Raw genomic sequence first — 19,526 nt, 5'->3', positions numbered from 1 at the left:
GAATGGCCGCGGAAAACCAGCCCTGAAAATCAAGCTTGGCCGCAGGGCGGACAACCAGCAAGCGACTGCATGCACATGTCGGCCCGAACAAAACCCGACCAAATCAATTGACAAGCCTTTGCTATGTATGCCGAAATTGGCGCAGGCCGGTTGGCGAAAGCAGCCGGATATATTTTCTGATTTGTCCCGGTAAACCGCGGGCGCTTGCCGCGAAACGCTCCGGGAGGATGACTGTATGCGTTGATTGATATGTTCCGCCGCGACGGGGTGCAGAATCGGTTTGTGAGAGCCTACGCTTCGCCTTCGAGAGGGGCTGCGCACGGTGAGCCGTGGGGCCGCTGCCATCCAGGCAGGTCCGCTGGTTCCGGCGCGCTCTGACAGCCGGTAAATTGAGTGATATCGGGACATAGATCATGAGCGACGAAAAAGCAGTGACAATCGTGATGGTCGAGGATGACGAAGGTCATGCACGCCTGATCGAAAAGAATATTCGCCGCGCCGGCGTCAACAACGAGATCGTGTCCTTCTCCTCCGGCACGCCGGCTGTCGAATATCTGCTGAAGGCAGGCGACAGCGATACAGGCTCCCATGGCGGCGCCTATCTGGTTCTGCTCGATCTCAACCTGCCCGACATGCAGGGCACTGAAATCCTGCGTCGCGTGAAAGAGCATCCCGGCCTGCGCCGCATGCCTGTGGTGGTTCTGACCACCACGGACGACAAGCAGGAAATTCAGCGCTGCTACGATCTCGGCTGCAACGTCTACATCACCAAGCCGGTGAATTACGAAAACTTCGCCCAGGCGATCCGCCAGCTGGGCCTGTTCTTCATGGTCATGCAGGTGCCCGAGACGACGTGATGACCAGCGCGCGACCTCGACTGCTCTATATCGACGACGATCCGGGCCTCAGCCGCCTGGTGCAGAAGGAATTCGAGCGCGGCGGATACACCGTCGAGCTGCTGAGCAGCGGTGCCGCCGGCGTGGAGCGGCTGCGGAAAGCCAATGATGTCGATGTGGTGGCGCTGGATCACCACATGCCTGACCAGCTCGGGCTCGACACGCTCCGCATGATCCACGCGCTGCCCAATCCGCCGCCGGTCGTCTATGTCACCGGCGAGTCCGAGGGGCGTGTCGCGGTGGCGGCGCTCAAGGCCGGCGCGGCCGACTATGTGATCAAGGATGCCAGCCCGGAATTCCTCACCCTGCTGCGCGCCGCCATCGATGCCGCGCTGGAAGGGCGACGGCAGAAATTCCTGCGCGAACAGGCCGAAGCGGAGATGCGCGCCGCACGCGACCGCTTCGAGGCGCTTGCCAACGAACGCGCCGTGCTGATCCGCGAGGTCAATCACCGCGTTTCCAACAGCCTGCAGCTGATCGCCAGCCTGCTGCAGGTGCAGTCGGCGGCGCAGAGCGACATGAAGTCGGCGCAGACCCTGCTGAATGCCTACAAGCGCGTGTCCGCCGTCGCCAGGGTTCACAAGCGCCTCTATACCTCGGCCGATGTGCGTTATGTCGATCTGGCGGACTATCTCTGCGGCCTGGTGGAAGACCTGCGGCAGTCGGCCGACCAGGGCGGCCGCATGCTGCAGTTCCTGGCCAGCCAGACCCGCATCGGCACCGATTTCGCCATTCCCATCGGTCTGATCGTGACCGAACTGGTGATCAACGCCTACAAATATGCCTATCCCGACAGCGATGGTCCCATCCGCGTGAAGGCCGAGCGCAACGGCGATCTGATTACCGTGCAGGTCAAGGACGACGGCATTGGCGTGACGGAATACGACTGGCGCAGGGGCGGCGGCATCGGCAGCAAGATCGTGCTGGCGATGGTGGAAAAGATCGGCGGCGCGCTGAATATCGAGACGGAGCCGAGCGGTACCTGCATTACGGTCACCTTCACAGCCGCGGATCCGGCACCTGAACTCGACGCGGCCGGAGATAGCCTGACATCGGTGCTGGTGATTGCCGACAGCCTCGGCCGCACGATCGCGGCAGGCGCCGATACCGATGAGAACGAGCCGCCGGTGCTGTTGCTGGTGGAAGACGATCCGCTGATGCGCATGGTCGTGGCCGGCAATCTGGAGGCCGCAGGGTATCGCGTCGAGGAAGCCGGCAGCGGTGAGGAAGCCCGCGCGATCTGGCACAGAACCGGCGGCGTCGATGCGGCCATCATCGATATCGGTCTGCCTGACTGTCGCGGCGATCAGCTCGCCGGCGAATTACGCAGTTCCAGGCCGAACCTGCCGATCGTGCTGGCCACGGGATATGACGAAAAGGTGGTTGCACCGGGCTTTGTCGGCAGCCGTTACAGCCGCGTCCTCGCCAAGCCCTACGACGACACGGCCATGCTGGGGATTCTGGTGTCGCTGGGGGTCACCGGCGGCACGATGCCGGCAACCGAGGTCGAGCCTGTTGGCGCGCCGCGCGCGGTCTGACCGCGCCGCCTAAGCCGCGGTCAGCCGCGGAACACAACCGTCTTGTTGCCGTTCGGGAAGATGCGATGCTCGACGTGGTATTTCACCGCGCGGGCCAGCACCAGGCTCTCGATGTCGCGTCCCGTCGCGGCCAGTTGCTCCGGCGAGGAGCCATGGTCGACGCGCGCGACCTCCTGCTCGATGATCGGGCCTTCGTCCAGATCGGCGGTCACATAATGCGCGGTCGCCCCGATCAGCTTCACGCCGCGGGCATGGGCCTGCTTATACGGATTTGCGCCCTTGAAGCTGGGCAGGAAGGAATGATGGATGTTGATGATCCGGCCGGAATAGTCGCGGCACAGATCGGGTGACAGCACCTGCATGTAGCGGGCGAGCACGATCAGGTCGATCTTCTCCTGATCGATGAGATCGCGCAGCATCTTTTCCTGCCGCGCCTTGCTCTCTGCCGTCACCGGCCAGTGATGGAAGGGGATGTCGTGATTGGCGGCGCGCTGGTACCAGTCGCGATGATTGGAGACGACAGCGGGAATTTCGACCGGCAGGGCACCGATCGAATAGCGGTAGAGCAGGTCGTTCAGGCAGTGTCCGAATTTCGAGACCAGGATCAGCACACGAGGCTTTTCACGCTCGTCGTGGATTTCCCAGGTCATGTCGAAGGGAGCGACAACCGACGCAAAGGCAGCGCGGATCTGCTCCAGAGGCCGGCCGCTGCCATCAGGTCCGCTATCGAGGTCCTCGACGCTGACGCGCATGAAGAACAGGCCGGTTTCGCCATCGCCGAACTGGGCGGAATCGCGAATGTTAAAGCGATGGGTCGCGAGGAAACCGGAGACCGCAGCAACGATACCGGGGCGGTCTTGGCAGGACAGTGTGAGGATCAGGCTCATGGGAAGGCAATGCGATCAGAAAACCAACAATCACGCCGGAAGGCGGCGCGACAGTACCCTTGCAGGCGCAGAGTCGCAACCGCAGGGTTAAAAAAGGATGGGCAATGCGGCGGTTTCCTCCCAAACAAGATGCTCGCTTCGGCTGTGGCGCTTGATTAAGCTGCACCCAAACGGAACGGATTCGGCTCCAGAGACATGATCACCCGCGGCCCCGACTTTCTGCGCCAGATGGCCAACAAGCTGCTCGATGCACTGGTGCAGGGAGCGGAGGCCGAGGCACGCAAGGCGCCATTCAGCACCGACATGCTGCGCCAGCTGGTCGAGGCGATGAAGACGGCCTCGGATTACGACCATTACTACCGGGCGTCCTACGACAGCCTGATGAAGGTGGTCGAGGAAGACGCCCGCCGCGGCGCCCGCGTGAATGCTTTCGGCCGCCTGCTGGTGCATCCGCTCGATCCGCTGTTCAGCGAGGAGAAGCTGGATCGCCGACTGATCGGCAACTACTTCTTCTTTGTCCGCTCGCTGTTCGGCGACGAGGTCGATGTCATGGCGGATGAGGCCGCTACCGTAGCCGAGGAAATCCGCAGCACCGCCGGCGGCAACCTGGACTGGGCCAGCTTCTACGCCGACCCGCGCGCCAAGCAACTCTATTTCAAGGTCGTTGCCCGCGTGATCCGCGCCTTCCGCGTTTTTGAAACGCGGCGCGACTGGGTGATGAAGGTGATGCAGCACGATCCCACCGCCGTGGGGCTGTCGTCGAATGTCTATATCGAGCGGCCCTTCGAGGGGCAGGCGCTGCCGTTCGGCAATCGCGAATTCTATCTGTTCTTCGACGGGCTGATCCGCCCGCTGGTACATCTGTCATCCGAAGATGCTGCGCTGTTCCAGAGTGCGACCGGCGAGGATCCCGCCCGCATCGTCGGGAACTTCCTGTCCGAACTGGAACAGCACCGCCCACTTAACTGAGCGGCGCGTCAGTCAATAGACACTCAGTTGGAGTTGGCCGGCTCGCGATGATCGAGCTTGGCAGCGAACTGCTCGAACAGTTCTGACACGCAGCGGGCGACGGTGCGCTGGTGGTTGTCGTTGAGTTGGTCGGCGGCCCGCATGCACATATCGGCAAATTTGCGGGCGAGGATCACGGCGTCGCGATTGCTTTCCAGGCGGATCTCGTCGAACACCGCGACGATGAAATCGCGCGTCTGGTTGCTTTCGTGGTGGGTGACCGGGCGCTCGCCCATAAGCGAATCCAGCATCGCATTGAAAGTCTGCGAGGTGTCGATGGCGATGCTCGCCAGGATCTTCTCGACCCGCTCGTTATCCTTGGGCGTCAGTTGCTTGCGTGCGCCGCTGCCGTTACCGCCAGCGCGGACTTCCGTCGGCTGGTTCTCGGTCTGGTTGGGTCGCTGGCTGGAACGGTTCCACATGATACTCAATCCTGCTGTTACGGTCAGGTTATTGCCAGATCAGGGTGTGGCCGAACGCGCCAGCGCCGGCGTTAGTTCACGACTTCGCGCGAGGCGCGGATCATGTTGTCGATATGCCAGCCCTGGAACAGACGGATGCCGCCGGCCAAGCCAGCCTTCAGCGCCTCTTCAGTCTCGCAGCGTGCCATGATCACGCGATTGGCGTCGGCCTCGGCGATCCTGCTTGCCAGTTCCTTGTCGATCCAGTCTTCGTGGCGATCCTTGAAGTAGAACAGCTTCACGAAGTCGGCCTTCAGTTCCTTGCGGCCGAACAGCTGCAGCAGATCGGGCGTGATGCCGTCGATCAGGATGCGATAGCCGGAGTTATGCAGGAATTCGCAGGCCAGCAGGTATTCGTTGTAATCCCAGAATACGTCGTAGCGCTGCAATTCAATGATGACCTGCTCCTTCTTCACGATATTGCCGATGCGGCTGTCGAAATCGCGGAAGGTGTCGCTCAGGATCGTGCTGACGTTCAGGTTGATGCTGAACGGGCCGCTGTTGCGGGTGACGAAGCCGTCGAGAAGTGCGCGGAACACGCGGGTATCCAGCGTGCGGGTGAGATGGTGGAACAGCGAACGGGCACCGCGAAGATTCACGGTCGGCGCAATCGCCTGGCGCAGTTCGTTCACGCCGACGAAGATCTCCTGGAAGATCGGCTTCGGCGGCTGGTTGCCGAAGCACAGCGTCACCGGCTGACGCTTCATGAAGGTCGAGACGTCAGCCTTCTTCAGGATGTCGTCGATCTGCTGCAGCGCGCCAGGCGTCAGCGGCGTGCCGTCGCCGGTGGCGGCGGCGGTGCCGGCCTTGGCGAGCAGGCGCTTGCGGCGCTCGGAGAAGACGCGGAAGCGCTGCTGGAACCCGTCCATCAGTTCCTGCAGGTCTTCGAACTGGCTGTCGAAGCGGTACCAGCGAACGGCGTTCTCGGCCTCTTCGGGAGTCAGGCCGATAGCGACGTTGTTGCGGGTGAGGATGTCGTCGATCTCGAGTACCAGCTTTTCGAAGGTCTGGTCGAAGAAGCGCTCGGAGAGCCGGATGAACATCACAATCGAATAGTCGTGCAGCGTGTAGAACGTGCCTTCGTATTTCGACATCAGCGAACGCATCGAATGCACAACGATGTTGTAGCTTTCGCGATTACGCTCAAAAGTCTTCGGATTAACGAACTGAATCACCGAAGCGAGGCGCCCACCGAAAATCTTGCCGCGCGCAAGGCGGTCAAAGTCGGTGAACATCTTCTCGTCATCGGACGATTGGTTCTGTACAGCCTCACTCATAGAAAAGGTCGCTTTCTCCGGTAACGGTCGTGGAGAGGGCGACAAACAGCCAATCTAGCCTGTCCCCTGCGGCACTATGGCAAATTCCTCTCGCGGGAAAAAGCCGGATGACATAGTTAATGCCTTGGCTGTGGATAATATTCACTTAATGCCAAGGACTTGCGGTTAAGACTTGGTAACCCCTCGGGCAGCCAGTGCGGCTGGGGTATCGTAGTCATGCAGGATGCCCGGATCATTCACCGGCACCTCGCAAATCCATTCCGCATGCGACCCAAACAGGCTACGTGCTCCGCTGTCGCCTTCCAGACGTATCAGGTCAGGCAGGAATTGCAGGCCCCAGAGCGTCGGATTGCCGCGTTTGCCGCCAATCACCGGCAGGCAGATCGCCCGGCCTTCTACCGGGTTGAAAGCAGCGATGAGTGCCTCAAAAGTTGCAGTTGAAACGTCCGGCATATCACCCAGACAGACGATCACGCCATCCAGTCCCTGCGGCAGCGCGCTTAAGCCTGCGCGCAGCGAACTGGCCAGACCTTCGGCGTAGGACGGATTGTGCACCACCGTCACGTCAGCTCCGGCAGCAGCGCGGACTTCATCGGCGCGATGTCCCGTCACCAGCAGGATCGGGCTGGCCGACGACGCCTGCGCATGCTCCACGACGTGGCGCAGCACCGGCTTGCCATCGAGACCGGCGAGCAGCTTGTGTCCGTCGCCGAACCGGCTGGAGAGGCCGGCAGCGAGGATCAACGCGGCAACTTTCGGCCGTCGCGGGGCAGGTGTAGCCGTGCTGTCGCTGCCGGTGCGTGGCCCCTGATCGCGGAGCATGGGCCGGCTCGGGATTTCCTTCAGCAGACCGCCGCCGCCCATCCGCATGATGTCGCGCCGCGCGATCGGTACGCCGGCGCACAGCCGTTGCAGCACCCAGTCGAAGCCGTTCAGTTTAGGTGAACGCGCGCAGCCGGGCACGCCAATCACCGAGACGTCATCGTGGCGGCCGAGCATCAGCAGGTTACCCGGATCGACCGGCATGCCGAAATGCAGCACCTCACCGCCAGCCCGCGTCAGGCCTGCCGGCACCACGTCCTTACGATCTACCGTGGCGGAGGCACCGAAGACGAAGATCGGCGCACAGCCGCCGGCCTTCAACTCGGCGATGGCCTTGGCGACCTCGGCTTCTTCATGCTGAACGATGCGCTGCATTCTGATGCGGCTGCCGAACTGCGCCAGACGCTGAGCCACGGCCTGCTCGGTCTTTTCCAGCACGCTGTCTTTGGTATTGGCGACGCGGGTCAGAACCAGGCCGACCTCGCGCGGCGTGAACGGCATCACCTGCACCAGCGGGGCATGGCCGCGCAGCAGTTGCTCTCCGCGTTCGATCGCCTGGCGCGGCGCGGCGAAAGGGATCACCTTGACGGTGGCCAGCATCTGCCCGGCCTCGACCGGCTCATAATCGTCGAGCGTGGCAACGGTGACGGCTTCGTCAATCTCGTTGACCTCATCCAGTCGCGCGGTATCGATGCGCACGAGACCTGCGGTTTCGGCATAGAGATTGGCGCGACCGGTGAAGGCCGCAGCGGTGCGGGCGTGCGACCCGGTCAGGGCGACGGCAATGCGATGTGCGGCTTCATCCTCGGCGATGTCGCCGTCTTCCAGACGCGCGATATAAACTGTCGCGTGACCGGCTTTTTCCAGCGCTGCCGCATCGTCGGCGCTGAGCCGGCGGCCCTTGCGGAAGCGTTCGCTACCGGCCGACAGGCTGTGGCCAAGGATGCCGCCTGCAGCATCGCGCACCGGCACCGGACCGAAGAACATCAGGCTGCTGCCGAAGTCGCCGACGCCGCCGGCTGGCGTAACGCCGCCGTCATCTGCGCCAGGATGGAGATGGAAATCTCAGCCGGCGACTTGGCGCCGATACTCAGGCCCACCGGGCCATGGATGCGGGCGAAGTCATCCGCCCCGAAGCCGGCTGCGGTCAGCCGCTCGATCCGCGAGGCGTGCGTCTTTTTGCTGCCCAGCGCGCCGATGTAGAAGACGTCGGATCTCAGGCCCGAGATCAGCGCCGGATCGTCGATCTTGGGATCATGCGTCAGCGTCACCAGTGCCGTGCGCAGATCGGGCCGCAGCTTTTCCATCGCTTCGTCGGGCCAGTCGTTCGACAGCTGCACGCCGGGGAAGCGCTCGACCGAACCGAAGGCACTGCGCGGATCGATCACGATCACTTCGTAGCCGGCCAGCTGCGCCATCGGCACCAGCGCCTGGGCGATATGCACGGCGCCGACCAGGATCAGCCGCAGCGGCGGATTGAATACATTGAGGAAGAGGGGGCCCTGTTCGGTTTCCACCGTGCGCGGCTTGTCTTCGATCAGCGCGGCGCGTGCCGTTTCGCCGATCCGCGGATCGAGGTCTTTCAAGCCCTTCTTGCCGACCAGATAGAGCAGGCGTTGCTCACCGGTCCTGAGAAAGGTGGCCAGCACCACCGGACGCTTCTCGGCGCGGTCGGCCTGCAGCTGTTCGAGAATCTCACGCTTCATGAATCGAGCCGTTCGACATAAACCTGGATCTTGCCGCCGCAGGCCAGCCCGACTTCCCAGGCCTGCGCGTCAGAGACGCCGAAATCCAGCATCCGCGGCTTGCCGTCGGCAATCGCATCCAGCGCTTCGGTCACCACGGCGCCTTCGATGCAGCCGCCAGAGACCGAGCCGATGAACTTGCCTTCATCATCCACGGCGAGCTGGCTGCCGACCGGGCGCGGCGCCGAACCCCAGGTGGTGACGACAGTGGCCAGCGCCACGCCCTTGCCGGACAGTTTCCAGCCGAGGGCGGTGGCGAGAATATCGGCAGATACATCAGGCATGGGATCGGTGGTCATGCAGCCAGTCTCCCGAGATTGAGTTTCAGCCGGTTGCCTGTGTCGCTCTCGTGACTGAGCGCATGGGCGAGGTCGGCAATAGAGCTAAGATTGTGAACCGGACGGAAATCGTCAACATGGGGCAGTATGGCGCGGATACCAGCGGCTTTCGGCTCGAATCCGTCCCAGCGCAGCAGCGGATTGAGCCAGATCAGCCGATGACAGGATTTGTGCAGCCGCTCCATTTCGCGCGGCAGGCCTGCGCCGCCTTCGCGGTCCAGCCCGTCAGTCAGCAGCAGCACGACAGCGCCCTGGCCCAGTACGCGACGCGACCACAGACGATTGAACTCCGCCAGCGTGGCGCCGATGCGGGTGCCGCCCGACCAGTCGGGCACGCGCTCGCTGACAGCATTCAGGGCTTTGTCGACGTCGCGCTGGCGCAGCATGCGGCTGATATTGGTCAGACGCGTGCCGAACAGGAAACTGTGCACGCGGCTGCGGTCATTGCTCAGTGCGTGCATGAAATGCAGGAACATGCGGCTGTACTGGCTCATCGAGCCGGAGATGTCGCACAGCACCACCAGCGGCGGCGGGCGCTCGCCAGGGCTCTTGCGCTTCAGCGGAATGATGGTGCCACCGGTGCGTAGACTGGCCTGGATGCTGGCGCGCAGGTCGATGCGATGACCCCGCGCGTCAGGTTTCAGGCGGCGGGTACGGGCAGGGCGGAACGGCCAGTCGATCCGCGCCATCGCGGCTTTGGCCTGATCCATTTCTTCCGCCGTCATGTCAGCGAAGTCTTTTTTCTGCAGCAGTTCGTCGGCGGAGAAGGTCAGCGTCGCGTCGATCTCGACCTCTTTTTTCTCGTTGCCGGCCCGGCCTTCACTGCCACCGGGCAGCAGGGCCTGTTTCAGCCGTTGCGACATGCTGTTCTTGCGCGGCTCGGCGGTGCCTTCAGCCTGTGGCAGCAGCAGGCTCATCATGCGTTCGAGAATTTTCGGATCGCGCCAGAAGATATGAAATGCCTGGTCGAACAATTCGCGCTGATCGCGCCGGTTCACCAGCACCGAGAACAACGTCCAGTAAAGATCCTCGCGCCGCCGGATGCCGGCGACTTCCACGGCGCGGACGGCGTCCATTGCCTTGCCGGGGCCGAGCCGCAAACCGGAGGCGCGCAGTAGGCGCACGAAATGCACGATATTTGTCGCGAAGGCGCCGCCGTCGCTGCGTTCACCCGACGTGGGATCGGGCAGCAATACCATGTCAGATACCGAGCGAGGCCATGTCCTGCTGCACCTGGCGCAGGATATTCGCGGCTTCCGAGCCCTTCATCTTCGCAATATCGTCCTGATACTTCAGCAGGACGCCCAGCGTATTGTCGATCGTTTCGGGATCGAGGCTCACCTTGTCGAGGAAGGCGAGCGCGCGAGTCCAGTCGATGGTTTCGGCCACGCCGGGCAGCTTGAACAGCTCGGTCTCGCGCAGATGCTGCACGAAGGCGACGATTTCGCGGCTCAGCCGCTTCTGCACGCCCGGCACCTTGCGCTCCAGAATCGCCAGTTCGCGTTCGGCGTTGGGATAATCGACCCAGTAATACAGACAGCGGCGCTTCAGCGCGTCGTGGATTTCGCGCGTGCGGTTGGAGGTGATGATTACGATCGGCGGTTCGGCAGCTTTCACTGGGCCGATTTCGGGAATGGTGATCTGGAAGTCGGACAGCACTTCCAGCAGATAGGCTTCGAAGGGTTCATCTGTGCGGTCGAGCTCGTCGATCAGCAGCACCGGTGCCCCGGCCGGATCTGGTTTCAGCGCCTGCAGCAGCGGGCGTTCGACGAGGAATTCCGGGCTGAACAGATCGCGCGCCAGCTTATCCTTGTCGCCGCTGCCGGCAGCCTCGGCCAGCCGGATTTCCAGCATCTGGCGCGGATAATTCCACTCGTAGACCGCCGAGGAGAGATCGAGGCCTTCGTAGCATTGCAGGCGCACCAGCCGGCGGTTCAGCGTCGTGGCCAGCACCTTGGCAATTTCGGTCTTGCCGACACCGGCCTCGCCTTCGAGGAACAGCGGCCGGCCCATCTTCAGCGCCAGGAACAGCGTGGTGGCCAGCGAACGGTCGGCGACATAGTCGCCACGGTTCAGCAGGGCTTCGACGGCATCGATGGACTCTGGCAGCAGCGACATGAGCTTACAATCTAGGGCGGAAGACCCGGAAATCATGCCCGGTTCGGCCCGCTGTCACAAGGCGGCAAGGTGTCCGTCCGGGCCCGAAAACCCGGAAGAAACCATGGCAACCGCGTCGGACTGTTCGTGGAAGAGCGCTTCCACTACGATCTGGCTACGCTCGTGCGCCACTTGGCGGCAGAGAAGCAAAGCTGACGGAGAGCAGGGCATGCCGAAGCCGCGTGCGGTCTACTGGATCGATTACCAGCGCGGCCCGGCCTGGCCGACAGGTCAGCCGGCGCCGAAACAGGCGCTCCACGATCACCAGATTTATCTCGAACGCCTGATGCAGGGTGGGAAACTGCTGATGGCAGGCCTGTTCCGTGACGATGCAGGCGGCGGCATCGCGGTACTCGACAGCAGCGACGAGGCAACAGCCCGACGCATGATGGAGGACGATCCGGCGGTGCAGTCGGGCCTGCTCGCGGCCAACCTGCGCCCCTGGCAGATGGTGTTCAATCCGGCGAGTCATACCTCGCCATTCGCCGAAGACGCGGCCGACTGATTTATTTGGCCAGCAGCGTGTAACCGCGCTCGATCACGCGTTTTGTGGCCTCGAAGGCGTGCAGTAATTCATCATTCGCTTCGCGCGCGGCCTTCAGCCGGGCAATGTCTTCCGGCGAAGGATTGGCGTTGGCGGAAAGCTCCAGTGCGATCTTCAGGTAGCGGGCCCTGGCCTCGGCGACCCGGACGGCGAAAGCCATGAAGGACTCCCGGGTCAGTTCGGGCACGGCTTTCTTCAGCACCTCACGATTGGCGCTGAAGATGGCCATCTCGACCTCCTCCAGGAATTTCTGCAGTTTCCGGTGCGACTCCCGGTCCAGCATTTCCTTGGTGACCAGGTGATCGACCTTTTCGGTCTTGCCGTAGCCCAGAATCCTCATCGCCGCCTCCTGCCGCGATAACTGCCTGAAATTAAAAGATAGCCGGGCAGCTACGGGTATAGAAGGGGGTGTTACCGCTAATTAAGGTTCCCGGCGGCTGGAATGGCTGCCCTGGCGGGGAAATTCGATGCATTGGGGGGATTTTGGAGGTCCGGGCCGGAATTGAACCGGCGTACGCGGATTTGCAGTCCGCTGCGTCACCACTCCGCCACCGGACCTCGCGAGCGCGGCCCCTTACTAAGGGTTGCCGCCCGGTGGGGTCAAGGCTTTCCCGGGCGGCGTCACTGGTCGGTCGGAGCTGGCGGCAGGGAATGGCAGCAGTCCCCCTGCAGGCCAGCTAACCCCCAATACGACCGTTGTTTTCGCGGCATTGCAGCATTATAAACGGCGCCTGTCCCAACGCCTGTTCCAGCCCGGATTCCCAGCCCATGGCCACAGCAGAACGCCAATTCGCCGAAGCGCGCCGCCAGATGGTGCTGACGCAGCTCCGTCCCAACAAGGTGATCGACGAGCAGGTGATCGACGCCATGGCCGCCCTGCCGCGCGAGCAGTTCGTGCCCAAGGCCTATCGCGGCGTAGCCTATATGGACGAGGACGTGGCGATTGCGCCCGGCCGCTTCCTGATGGAACCGATGGTGCTGGCCCGCCTGCTTCAGGAAGCTGAAATCCAGCCATCCGAGGTTGCCTTGGTGATCGGTGCGTCTACCGGCTACGAAGTCGCCGTACTCGCCCGCCTGACCAGCACCGTGATCGGCCTTGAGGCCGATGCCGCGCTGAGCCAGCAGGCCGGCCAGACCCTGCAGAGCCTGGGCATCGACAATGTTGCGCTGGTCGATGGCGCGCTGAAAGACGGCCTGGCCAAGCAGGGCCCGTTCAATGTGATCCTGATCGCCGGCGCGGTGCCGGAATTTTCGCCCGCACTGCAGCAGCAGCTGGCCGATGGCGGCCGCCTGATCGGCGTGCTGCGTGCGCCCGGCGCCCCGATCGGCCAGACCGTGCTGGTCAAGCGGACTGGCGATCTGTTCCCGCAGCGTGTGCTGTTCGACGCTGGCACGCCGATGTTGCCCGGTTTCGAGCGGCCGGCCGGTTTCGTGTTCTGATCTGTATGACCGACGCACCCCTGGAAATCGGCGTCGCCGAACTCGACGCCTGGCGCAGGAGCGGCAAGGACGTTGCGGTTCTGGACGTGCGCGAGGACTGGGAAGTGAATACCGTATCGCTGCCGGGTACGGTAAATATCCCGATGCAGCAGGTACCGCAGCGGGTTACCGAATTGCCACGCGACAAGCCATTGGTGGTGATGTGCCATCATGGCGGTCGCAGTCGCCAGGTTACTGGCTGGCTGCGGCAGAACGGTTTTACGCAGGCGACCAATCTCGCCGGCGGAATTCATGCCTGGGCCGAACAGGTCGAACCGGGCATGACGACATACTGAGTGCATAATAAAAATATAAGAGTTCGGGGACTACGATTGGGACGCGCCACGGCGACAACGATGAAACGAAATGAAGGACGGATGCGCGTCATGAGCTTCACGAAAACCATCTTGGCCACGGCAGTTGCCGTGAGCTGCATCGTGGCGGTGCAGTCTGCCAGGGCCCAGTCGCTGACCGACGTGTTCAGCGCGGCCTACAACAACAATCCGACGCTGCTGGCGGCCCGCGCAGCGCTGCGCGCCACCGATGAAGGCGTGCCGCAGGCACTGTCGAACTGGCGGCCGACCGTAAGCGTCACTGGTGAGCGTGGTCGTCAGAGCATCGACTACTCGCCGGAAAGCGCGACGAGTCAGAGCGGCAACATGGATCCGGCCACGCTGCAGCTGACGGTTTCGCAGCCGCTGTATCGCGGCGGCCGCACCGAAGCCGCGACCGACTCCGCCGAAGCCCTGATCCTTGCCGGCCGGCAGGATCTCGCCAGCACCGAGCGTCGCGTGCTGCTCGATGCCGTCACGGCCTATATGGACGTGACGCAGAACCAGGCCGTGCTGGACCTGACCCGTAACAACGAGGAAGTGCTGCGTCGCCAGCTTGAGGCTGTGCGCGAGCGCTTCCGTGTCGGTGAAATTACCCGCACCGACGTGGCGCAGTCGGAATCGCGCCTGTCGCGCGCGACCGCCGAACGTATCTCGGCGGAAGGTGTGCTGGTGTCGTCGCGTGCCGTGCTGGCACGCGTGATCGGCGAAATGCCGCGCACACTGTCGCCACCGCCGCCGTTGCCGGAATTGCCGAAGAGTGAGGAAGAGGCGGTCGGAATTTCATATGATGAGAACCCTGATCTGCAGGGCGCGCGCTTTCGTGAAGTAGCCGCCAAGAACGACGTCCGCGCCGCTTCCGGTGCGCTGCTGCCGACCGTGTCGCTGAATGGCACACTGACCAAGGCGGACGAAACGACGCGTAACAACCTGCAGGTCGATACGCAGAAGCTGGCGCTGACTGTCACCGTGCCGCTGTATGAGGGCGGTGCAGTATACAGCCAGACGCGCCAGCGCAAGCAGACGCACAACCAGCGCCGCATTCAGGTGGAAGAGCAGCGCCGCAGCGTGCGCCAGTCGGTGGTGCAGGCCTGGGAGAACCTTGGCACGGCACGGTCCAACATCACCGCGCGCGTCAGCCAGGTCGAAGCTTCCCGCATCGCGCTGGAAGGCGTGCAGCAGGAAGCCGAAGTCGGTTCGCGCACCACGCTGGATGTGCTGGACCAGGAGCAGGAATACCTCGATGCCCGCGTGGCCGAGGTGCGTGCCCGCCGTGACGAATACGTTGCCGGCTTCACGCTGCTCTCGGCGGTCGGCCGGCTCAATGCCCGCTCGCTCAGCCTGCCGGTCGAATACTACGATCCGACCGACAATTATGAGCGCGTGCGCAACAAGTGGTTCGGCACTGACGGCGGCCTGAACGCCGAGTAATCCCGAATGTTTCAGCCCGGTTCGCGGTGGAAAGCGCCGCGAATCGGGCGAAAAACGCAACCGGACCGGCAATTAGGGGAAAATCCCCTTAACCCAGGTTAACAGTTCGGTTATCTTTCCCCCGCATACCATTGACCTGATTGATTCGGCCTAGTTTCTGTCTTGGCTGGATTGGCGATGGCCTGCATGCCATGCCGTCATCCAGACGGTTTTGCGTAACAGATGAGTGTATCGGGCGGATGAGCGACCCCAAGGCTGGCCAAAATGAACCGACAATGGAGGAAATTCTTGCCTCCATCCGCCGGATCATTTCCGAAGATGGCGCCGATCAGGGTGGCGCGGCTCCCGCTGCCGAATCTGCACCGCCGCCGCCAGCCCCAGAGCCGGCGCCGGAGCCTGAACCCGAGCCTATGATGGCGATGCCGGAACCCGAGCCGGAACCGGAACCAGAGCCCGAACCTTTCATGCCGGAACCCGAGCCCGAGCCGATGATGGCCGAGCCGGAATTGGATCCGGAACCCGAATACGAGCCCGCACCGCCACCACCTCCGTCGCCGCGCCCCCGTCGCGCAGCTGCCCCGCCACCGCCGCCGCGCCAGAGCGAGGACATCCTCGAACTGACCGATGTGGTGCGCGACGAGGTGGAAGGCTTGGTATCGCCGCCCACCGCGGCCCGTGCGGCCGCCCATCTGGGCCAGCTGTCCGGTGCCATTGCCGGCAGCCGCGCCATGGGGCTGGGCAACAGCCAGCGCACCCTCGAGGAGCTGGTGAAGGAACTGCTGCGCCCAATGCTGAAGGAATGGCTGGATGCCCATCTGGCCACCATCGTCCAGCGTATCGTCGAGCGCGAAGTCGCCCGCCTGACCATTCAGGCGGAAGAAGAGCAGGACCACCTCTAAAAACTGCGGTTTTGGCCGTGTCTCTGCGCTCCGACCGCCCGGCCGGGGGCTGGACTGCTGCTGCCGGATCGTCTTTTATTTCCGCCCTTTCCCGTAAGCCCTGAAGACTGAGTTGCCACCATGCTGGACAAGAGTTTTTCCCCCCAGGACGTCGAAGCCCGCCTGTACAAGGCCTGGGAAGAGAGCGGTGCGTTCAAGGTCGGCGTCAAGTCGGGCAAGCCCTACACCATCGCCCTGCCGCCGCCGAACGTGACCGGCAGCCTGCATATGGGCCATGCGCTGAACCACACGCTGCAGGACATCCTGATCCGCTATCACCGCATGCGCGGCTTCGACGCGCTGTGGCAGGCGGGCACCGATCATGCCGGTATCGCCACCCAGATGGTGGTGGAGCGCCAGCTGGCCGAGAAGCAGATGAACCGCCACCAGATGGGCCGCGACAAGTTCGTTGAGCGCATCTGGGACTGGAAGGCGGAATCCGGCGGCATGATCACCGGCCAGCAGCGCCGGCTGGGTGAGAGCATCGACTGGAGCCGCGAGCGCTTCACCATGGACGAGGGCCTGTCCGAGGCCGTGCTGAAGGTTTTCGTGGAACTCTATCGTCAGGGTCTGATCTACAAGGACCAGCGCCTGGTCAACTGGGACCCCAAGCTGCTGACTGCGATCTCGGACCTCGAGGTCGAGCAGCATGAAGTGAAATCTCACCTCTGGTACTTCCGCTATCCCGTTGAAAGCATGGCGGATACCTTTATCACGGTGGCGACAACACGGCCCGAGACGATGCTGGGCGATACCGGTATTGCCGTGCATCCCGAGGATGAGCGTTACAAGCATCTGATCGGCAAGCACGCGGTCCTGCCGCTCGTCGGCCGCCGCATTCCCATCGTCGCCGACGAGTATTCCGATCCCGAGAAGGGTTCGGGCGCGGTGAAGATGACGCCGGCGCATGACTTCAACGACTTCGAAGTCGGCAAGCGCCACAAGCTCGAGATGATCAACATCTTCGACAAGCATGCGAAGCTGAACGAGAACGTGCCCGAGAAGTATCGCGGCATGGAGCGTTTCGCCGCCCGCAAGCAGATCGTGGCTGACCTGGAAGAGCAGGGTCTGGTCGAGAAGATCGAGCCCAACACCCATATGGTGCCGCATGGTGACCGCTCGCAGGTGGTGATCGAGCCCTGGCTGACCGAGCAGTGGTATGTGAATGCCGAGGTGCTGGCCAAGCCCGCCATCGAGGCGGTCGAGAAGGGCGATATCCAGTTCGTGCCGAAGAACTGGGAAAAGACCTATTTTGAATGGATGCGCAATATCCAGCCCTGGTGCATCTCGCGCCAGCTCTGGTGGGGCCACCAGATCCCGGCCTGGTACGGGCCGGACGGCAAGGTCTTCGTGGCCTACAACGAAGCCGAGGCACAGGCCGAAGCGACCAAGCATTACGGCAAGCCGGCCGAGCTGAAGCGCGACGAAGACGTGCTGGATACCTGGTTCTCTTCGGCGCTGTGGCCGTTCTCGACGCTTGGCTGGCCGGAACAGACCGACGTGTTGAAGTCGCATTATCCGACCGACGTGCTGGTCACCGGCTTCGACATCATCTTCTTCTGGGTCGCCCGCATGATCATGATGGGGCTGCACTTCACCAAGAAGGCGCCGTTCCACACGGTCTACATCCATGCCCTGGTCCGCGACGAGAAGGGCCAGAAGATGTCCAAGACCAAGGGCAATGTGATGGACCCCCTGGACGTGATCGGCAAATACGGCGCCGATGCGTTGCGGTTTGCGCTGACCATCTTTGCGGCGCAGGGCCGCGACGTGAAGATGTCGGAGCAGCGCGTGGAAGGGTATCGCAACTTCGCCACCAAGCTGTGGAATGCCGCGCGTTTTGCCGAGATGAACGGTTGCGTACTGCCGGCCGACTTCAAGCCGGAAGCCGCACAGAACACCGTCAACAAATGGGCGATCGGGGAAGTGGGCAAGGCGGCCCGTGAAGTTGAAGCGGCTCTGGCAGCCTACAAGTTCAATGAGGCAGCCGGCGCGCTCTACCACTTCACCTGGGGCACCTTCTGCGACTGGTACCTGGAGCTGATCAAGCCGGCGCTGATGGGCGAGGATGCCGCGCTCAAGAGCGAGACGCAGGCGACCTGCGCCTATGTGCTGCGCCAGCTGATTCACCTGCTGCATCCCTTCATGCCGTATGTGACGGAAGAGCTGTGGGACAAGCTGTATGGCGCGCCTGACGGTTTCCTCATGCTGCGCGACTGGCCCAAGGACGGCGAGCGCGCCGAGGACAAGGCGGCGAGTGCCGACATCGACTGGCTGATCCGCCTGATTGATGGCGTGCGTGCCGCGCGTGCAGCGCTGAATGTGCCGGCCGGTGCCAAGATCGCGATGATCGCCAATGGCGGCAATGCCGAAACCGCGGCGCGTCTGGCCCGCCATGCCGATCCGATCAAGCGTCTGGCCCGCATCGAGACGCTGACCGAGAACCAGCCGGCGCCGCAGGGCTCGGCGCGCATCGTGGTGGATGAAGCCACCTTCGTGCTGCCGCTGGCCGATGTGATCGACATCGCCAAGGAAAAGCAGCGTCTGGGCAAGGAACGCGAGAAGGCATTGGCCGAGATTTCTAAAATCGATGCCAAGCTGGGCGACCAGACCTTCATGTCGCGTGCGCCGCAGGCCGTGGTGGACGAGCAGCATGAGCGCCGCGCGACGCAGACCTCGCTGGCCGAGAAATTGGCCGACGCGCTGCAGCAGCTGGGCTGAGCATGACATTGCCCGCGGCCGATCAGGAACTCCTGGATGCCGCCACGGCGCTGATCCGGCAGCGCTACCTTGTCGGACGCCATCACATCGCGGCGGCGCTTCGCACCAGATCAGGCCAGATTGTCACTGGACTGCATCTCGATACTTATGTGGGGCGCGCGTCTGTTTGTGCTGAAGCGGTCGCGGTCGGTCAGGCGATGGCGCAGATCGGGCCGAATGATCCGATCACCGATATTGTCTCGGTACGTCATCCGCGTCCGACCGAGCAGAACCAGAATATTCAGGTGGTGGCGCCCTGCGGCATCTGCCGCGAGATGCTGCGCGACTTCGCGCCCGATGCGCGTGTACTGCTGACCGATGAAACCGGCGGCAGCCTGCGCGCCTACAATCCCTCTGACCTGCTGCCGCTGAAATACCATCGCAAGCCCTGATCGTCGGGGGACATTTCTCCGATTGACCGGCTGCCGCCCGGCTGCTCTGCTGCCGTCAAAAGGAGCCGGCCATGAACGACCTGCAGATGAACGACATTCTCGCCACCGTGAAGACCTATCTCGATGGCCTGTTCGAGGGCGACACCACTAAGATCCGCGAGTCCTTCCATTCGGCATCCAGCCTGTTTGCCGTAGCTGCCGACGGCAAGCTGGTGAACATGCCGCGCGAGGAATGGTGCAGGATGATCGAAGGCAGGGCCTCGCCCAAGGCCAGCGGTATGACCCGCGAGCATGAGCGGATTCTCTCGGTGGACATCACAGGGCCGAATACGGCGCTGGTGAAACTGAACTGCGCCATCGCACCGCGTTTCTTCACGGACTATCTGAGCCTGATCAGGCTGGATGGCCGCTGGGTGGTGATCAACAAGACTTTCGTGGCGGAAACTCTGCCGGCCTGACGTCCGGTCCATACCGCCCGAATTCCGCCGCAATCCTGCGGCCAGCTTCCGATCAAGAAAAGC

General features: G+C 63.0%; 20 protein-coding genes and 1 tRNA gene. 11 read left to right on the top strand and 10 right to left on the bottom strand.

Features of this window, described 5'->3' with window-relative positions; translation table 11 throughout:
* Positions 1 to 413 precede the first annotated feature (413 nt).
* Both CTR53_RS01255 and CTR53_RS01250 read left to right on the top strand, forming a co-directional pair.
* On the top strand, positions 414 to 857 hold the full coding sequence (locus CTR53_RS01255) for a response regulator (RefSeq protein ID WP_290808648.1): 444 nt from the start codon (positions 414 to 416) through the stop codon (positions 855 to 857).
* Positions 857 to 2,434, top strand: coding sequence for a response regulator (locus CTR53_RS01250; RefSeq protein WP_290808646.1), 1,578 nt, complete (start codon positions 857 to 859; stop codon positions 2,432 to 2,434). Before CTR53_RS01255 ends, CTR53_RS01250 begins: the two co-directional genes overlap by 1 nt.
* A 20-nt stretch (positions 2,435 to 2,454) precedes the next feature.
* Here the strand turns inward: CTR53_RS01250 and purU are convergent, their stop codons facing one another.
* Entirely contained in the window at positions 2,455 to 3,321 is an 867-nt protein-coding gene (purU, locus tag CTR53_RS01245) for a formyltetrahydrofolate deformylase (protein ID WP_290808642.1), read from the bottom strand.
* 195 nt (positions 3,322 to 3,516) lie between these two features.
* Here purU and CTR53_RS01240 point away from each other — a divergent pair, with 195 nt between their 5' ends.
* A complete protein-coding gene (locus tag CTR53_RS01240; protein WP_290808639.1) occupies positions 3,517 to 4,290 on the top strand; it encodes a hypothetical protein in 774 nt (257 codons plus the stop codon).
* Between the two features lie 23 nt (positions 4,291 to 4,313).
* Here CTR53_RS01240 and CTR53_RS01235 read toward each other — a convergent pair whose 3' ends face one another.
* The 7 genes from CTR53_RS01235 to CTR53_RS01205 all read right to left on the bottom strand — a co-directional run bounded on the left by CTR53_RS01235 (position 4,314) and on the right by CTR53_RS01205 (position 11,090).
* Positions 4,314 to 4,751, bottom strand: coding sequence for a hypothetical protein (locus tag CTR53_RS01235; protein ID WP_290808637.1), 438 nt, complete (start codon positions 4,749 to 4,751; stop codon positions 4,314 to 4,316).
* Between the two features lie 71 nt (positions 4,752 to 4,822).
* On the bottom strand, positions 4,823 to 6,067 hold the full coding sequence (locus CTR53_RS01230) for a hypothetical protein (protein WP_290808635.1): 1,245 nt from the start codon (positions 6,065 to 6,067) through the stop codon (positions 4,823 to 4,825).
* 165 nt (positions 6,068 to 6,232) lie between these two features.
* Entirely contained in the window at positions 6,233 to 7,876 is a 1,644-nt protein-coding gene (locus tag CTR53_RS01225) for a molybdopterin-binding/glycosyltransferase family 2 protein (RefSeq protein ID WP_290808632.1), read from the bottom strand.
* Positions 7,876 to 8,595 carry an XdhC family protein gene (locus CTR53_RS01220; RefSeq protein ID WP_290808629.1) on the bottom strand — a complete coding sequence of 240 codons (720 nt, stop codon included), beginning with the start codon at positions 8,593 to 8,595 and terminating at the stop codon, positions 7,876 to 7,878. Before CTR53_RS01220 ends, CTR53_RS01225 begins: the two co-directional genes overlap by 1 nt.
* Complete coding sequence (locus CTR53_RS01215) at positions 8,592 to 8,933, bottom strand: XdhC family protein (protein WP_290808626.1); 342 nt, start codon at positions 8,931 to 8,933, stop codon at positions 8,592 to 8,594. The genes CTR53_RS01220 and CTR53_RS01215 overlap by 4 nt, the downstream gene beginning before the upstream one ends.
* On the bottom strand, positions 8,930 to 10,171 hold the full coding sequence (locus tag CTR53_RS01210) for a VWA domain-containing protein (RefSeq protein WP_290808623.1): 1,242 nt from the start codon (positions 10,169 to 10,171) through the stop codon (positions 8,930 to 8,932). Before CTR53_RS01210 ends, CTR53_RS01215 begins: the two co-directional genes overlap by 4 nt.
* 1 nt (position 10,172) lies before the next feature.
* Positions 10,173 to 11,090: a MoxR family ATPase gene (locus tag CTR53_RS01205; RefSeq protein WP_290808620.1), complete on the bottom strand. Its 918-nt coding sequence runs from the start codon at positions 11,088 to 11,090 to the stop codon at positions 10,173 to 10,175.
* A gap of 208 nt (positions 11,091 to 11,298) precedes the next feature.
* Here CTR53_RS01205 and CTR53_RS01200 point away from each other — a divergent pair, with 208 nt between their 5' ends.
* Entirely contained in the window at positions 11,299 to 11,634 is a 336-nt protein-coding gene (locus CTR53_RS01200; RefSeq protein ID WP_290808617.1) for a YciI family protein, read from the top strand.
* A gap of 1 nt (position 11,635) precedes the next feature.
* On the opposite strand, the gene CTR53_RS01195 is transcribed toward CTR53_RS01200, so the two are convergent.
* Both CTR53_RS01195 and CTR53_RS01190 read right to left on the bottom strand, forming a co-directional pair.
* Entirely contained in the window at positions 11,636 to 12,013 is a 378-nt protein-coding gene (locus tag CTR53_RS01195; protein WP_290808614.1) for a hypothetical protein, read from the bottom strand.
* A gap of 144 nt (positions 12,014 to 12,157) precedes the next feature.
* A tRNA-Cys gene (locus tag CTR53_RS01190) sits at positions 12,158 to 12,231 on the bottom strand.
* Positions 12,232 to 12,441: 210 nt separating this feature from the next.
* Here CTR53_RS01190 and CTR53_RS01185 point away from each other — a divergent pair.
* The 7 genes from CTR53_RS01185 (at position 12,442) to CTR53_RS01155 (ending at position 19,463) form a co-directional block, all read left to right on the top strand.
* Positions 12,442 to 13,113, top strand: coding sequence for a protein-L-isoaspartate O-methyltransferase (locus CTR53_RS01185; protein WP_290808611.1), 672 nt, complete (start codon positions 12,442 to 12,444; stop codon positions 13,111 to 13,113).
* A 5-nt stretch (positions 13,114 to 13,118) separates the two neighbouring features.
* The gene (locus tag CTR53_RS01180; RefSeq protein WP_290808608.1) at positions 13,119 to 13,448 is read left to right on the top strand and encodes a rhodanese-like domain-containing protein; all 330 of its coding nucleotides are present in this window, start codon (positions 13,119 to 13,121) and stop codon (positions 13,446 to 13,448) included.
* A 90-nt stretch (positions 13,449 to 13,538) separates the two neighbouring features.
* The gene (locus tag CTR53_RS01175) at positions 13,539 to 14,915 is read left to right on the top strand and encodes a TolC family outer membrane protein (protein ID WP_290808605.1); all 1,377 of its coding nucleotides are present in this window, start codon (positions 13,539 to 13,541) and stop codon (positions 14,913 to 14,915) included.
* 275 nt (positions 14,916 to 15,190) lie between these two features.
* Entirely contained in the window at positions 15,191 to 15,814 is a 624-nt protein-coding gene (locus CTR53_RS01170; protein WP_290808603.1) for a DUF2497 domain-containing protein, read from the top strand.
* Between the two features lie 120 nt (positions 15,815 to 15,934).
* Complete coding sequence (locus tag CTR53_RS01165; protein ID WP_290808600.1) at positions 15,935 to 18,574, top strand: valine--tRNA ligase; 2,640 nt, start codon at positions 15,935 to 15,937, stop codon at positions 18,572 to 18,574.
* A 2-nt stretch (positions 18,575 to 18,576) separates the two neighbouring features.
* On the top strand, positions 18,577 to 19,005 hold the full coding sequence (locus tag CTR53_RS01160) for a cytidine deaminase (protein ID WP_290808597.1): 429 nt from the start codon (positions 18,577 to 18,579) through the stop codon (positions 19,003 to 19,005).
* A 71-nt stretch (positions 19,006 to 19,076) separates the two neighbouring features.
* Positions 19,077 to 19,463 (top strand): nuclear transport factor 2 family protein, encoded by a 387-nt coding sequence (locus CTR53_RS01155; RefSeq protein ID WP_290808594.1) that lies wholly within the window; start codon positions 19,077 to 19,079, stop codon positions 19,461 to 19,463.
* Positions 19,464 to 19,526: the final 63 nt, after the last annotated feature.

The organism is Ferrovibrio sp., assembly GCF_002796975.1.
Taxonomy (GTDB): Bacteria; Pseudomonadota; Alphaproteobacteria; order Ferrovibrionales; family Ferrovibrionaceae; genus Ferrovibrio.
Note: the sequence above shows the minus strand (reverse complement) of the source record. Positions and strands in the feature narration are given on the sequence as shown.

Excerpts from the sequence above, each read along its gene's own strand:
- CTR53_RS01255 (WP_290808648.1), top strand. The coding sequence starts at position 414 with ATGAGCGACGAAAAAGCAGTGACAATCGTGATGGTCGAGGATGACGAA.
- CTR53_RS01160 (WP_290808597.1), top strand. The coding sequence starts at position 18,577 with ATGACATTGCCCGCGGCCGATCAGGAACTCCTGGATGCCGCCACGGCG.
- CTR53_RS01215 (WP_290808626.1), bottom strand. The coding sequence starts at position 8,933 with ATGACCACCGATCCCATGCCTGATGTATCTGCCGATATTCTCGCCACC.
- CTR53_RS01155 (WP_290808594.1), top strand. The coding sequence starts at position 19,077 with ATGAACGACCTGCAGATGAACGACATTCTCGCCACCGTGAAGACCTAT.
- CTR53_RS01180 (WP_290808608.1), top strand. The coding sequence starts at position 13,119 with ATGACCGACGCACCCCTGGAAATCGGCGTCGCCGAACTCGACGCCTGG.
- CTR53_RS01185 (WP_290808611.1), top strand. The coding sequence starts at position 12,442 with ATGGCCACAGCAGAACGCCAATTCGCCGAAGCGCGCCGCCAGATGGTG.
- CTR53_RS01195 (WP_290808614.1), bottom strand. The coding sequence starts at position 12,013 with ATGAGGATTCTGGGCTACGGCAAGACCGAAAAGGTCGATCACCTGGTC.
- purU (WP_290808642.1), bottom strand. The coding sequence starts at position 3,321 with ATGAGCCTGATCCTCACACTGTCCTGCCAAGACCGCCCCGGTATCGTT.
- CTR53_RS01220 (WP_290808629.1), bottom strand. The coding sequence starts at position 8,595 with ATGAAGCGTGAGATTCTCGAACAGCTGCAGGCCGACCGCGCCGAGAAG.
- CTR53_RS01165 (WP_290808600.1), top strand. The coding sequence starts at position 15,935 with ATGCTGGACAAGAGTTTTTCCCCCCAGGACGTCGAAGCCCGCCTGTAC.
- CTR53_RS01210 (WP_290808623.1), bottom strand. The coding sequence starts at position 10,171 with ATGGTATTGCTGCCCGATCCCACGTCGGGTGAACGCAGCGACGGCGGC.
- CTR53_RS01170 (WP_290808603.1), top strand. The coding sequence starts at position 15,191 with ATGGAGGAAATTCTTGCCTCCATCCGCCGGATCATTTCCGAAGATGGC.
- CTR53_RS01175 (WP_290808605.1), top strand. The coding sequence starts at position 13,539 with ATGAGCTTCACGAAAACCATCTTGGCCACGGCAGTTGCCGTGAGCTGC.
- CTR53_RS01235 (WP_290808637.1), bottom strand. The coding sequence starts at position 4,751 with ATGTGGAACCGTTCCAGCCAGCGACCCAACCAGACCGAGAACCAGCCG.
- CTR53_RS01250 (WP_290808646.1), top strand. The coding sequence starts at position 857 with ATGACCAGCGCGCGACCTCGACTGCTCTATATCGACGACGATCCGGGC.
- CTR53_RS01200 (WP_290808617.1), top strand. The coding sequence starts at position 11,299 with ATGCCGAAGCCGCGTGCGGTCTACTGGATCGATTACCAGCGCGGCCCG.
- CTR53_RS01230 (WP_290808635.1), bottom strand. The coding sequence starts at position 6,067 with ATGAGTGAGGCTGTACAGAACCAATCGTCCGATGACGAGAAGATGTTC.
- CTR53_RS01240 (WP_290808639.1), top strand. The coding sequence starts at position 3,517 with ATGATCACCCGCGGCCCCGACTTTCTGCGCCAGATGGCCAACAAGCTG.
- CTR53_RS01205 (WP_290808620.1), bottom strand. The coding sequence starts at position 11,090 with ATGTCGCTGCTGCCAGAGTCCATCGATGCCGTCGAAGCCCTGCTGAAC.
- CTR53_RS01225 (WP_290808632.1), bottom strand. The coding sequence starts at position 7,876 with ATGTTCTTCGGTCCGGTGCCGGTGCGCGATGCTGCAGGCGGCATCCTT.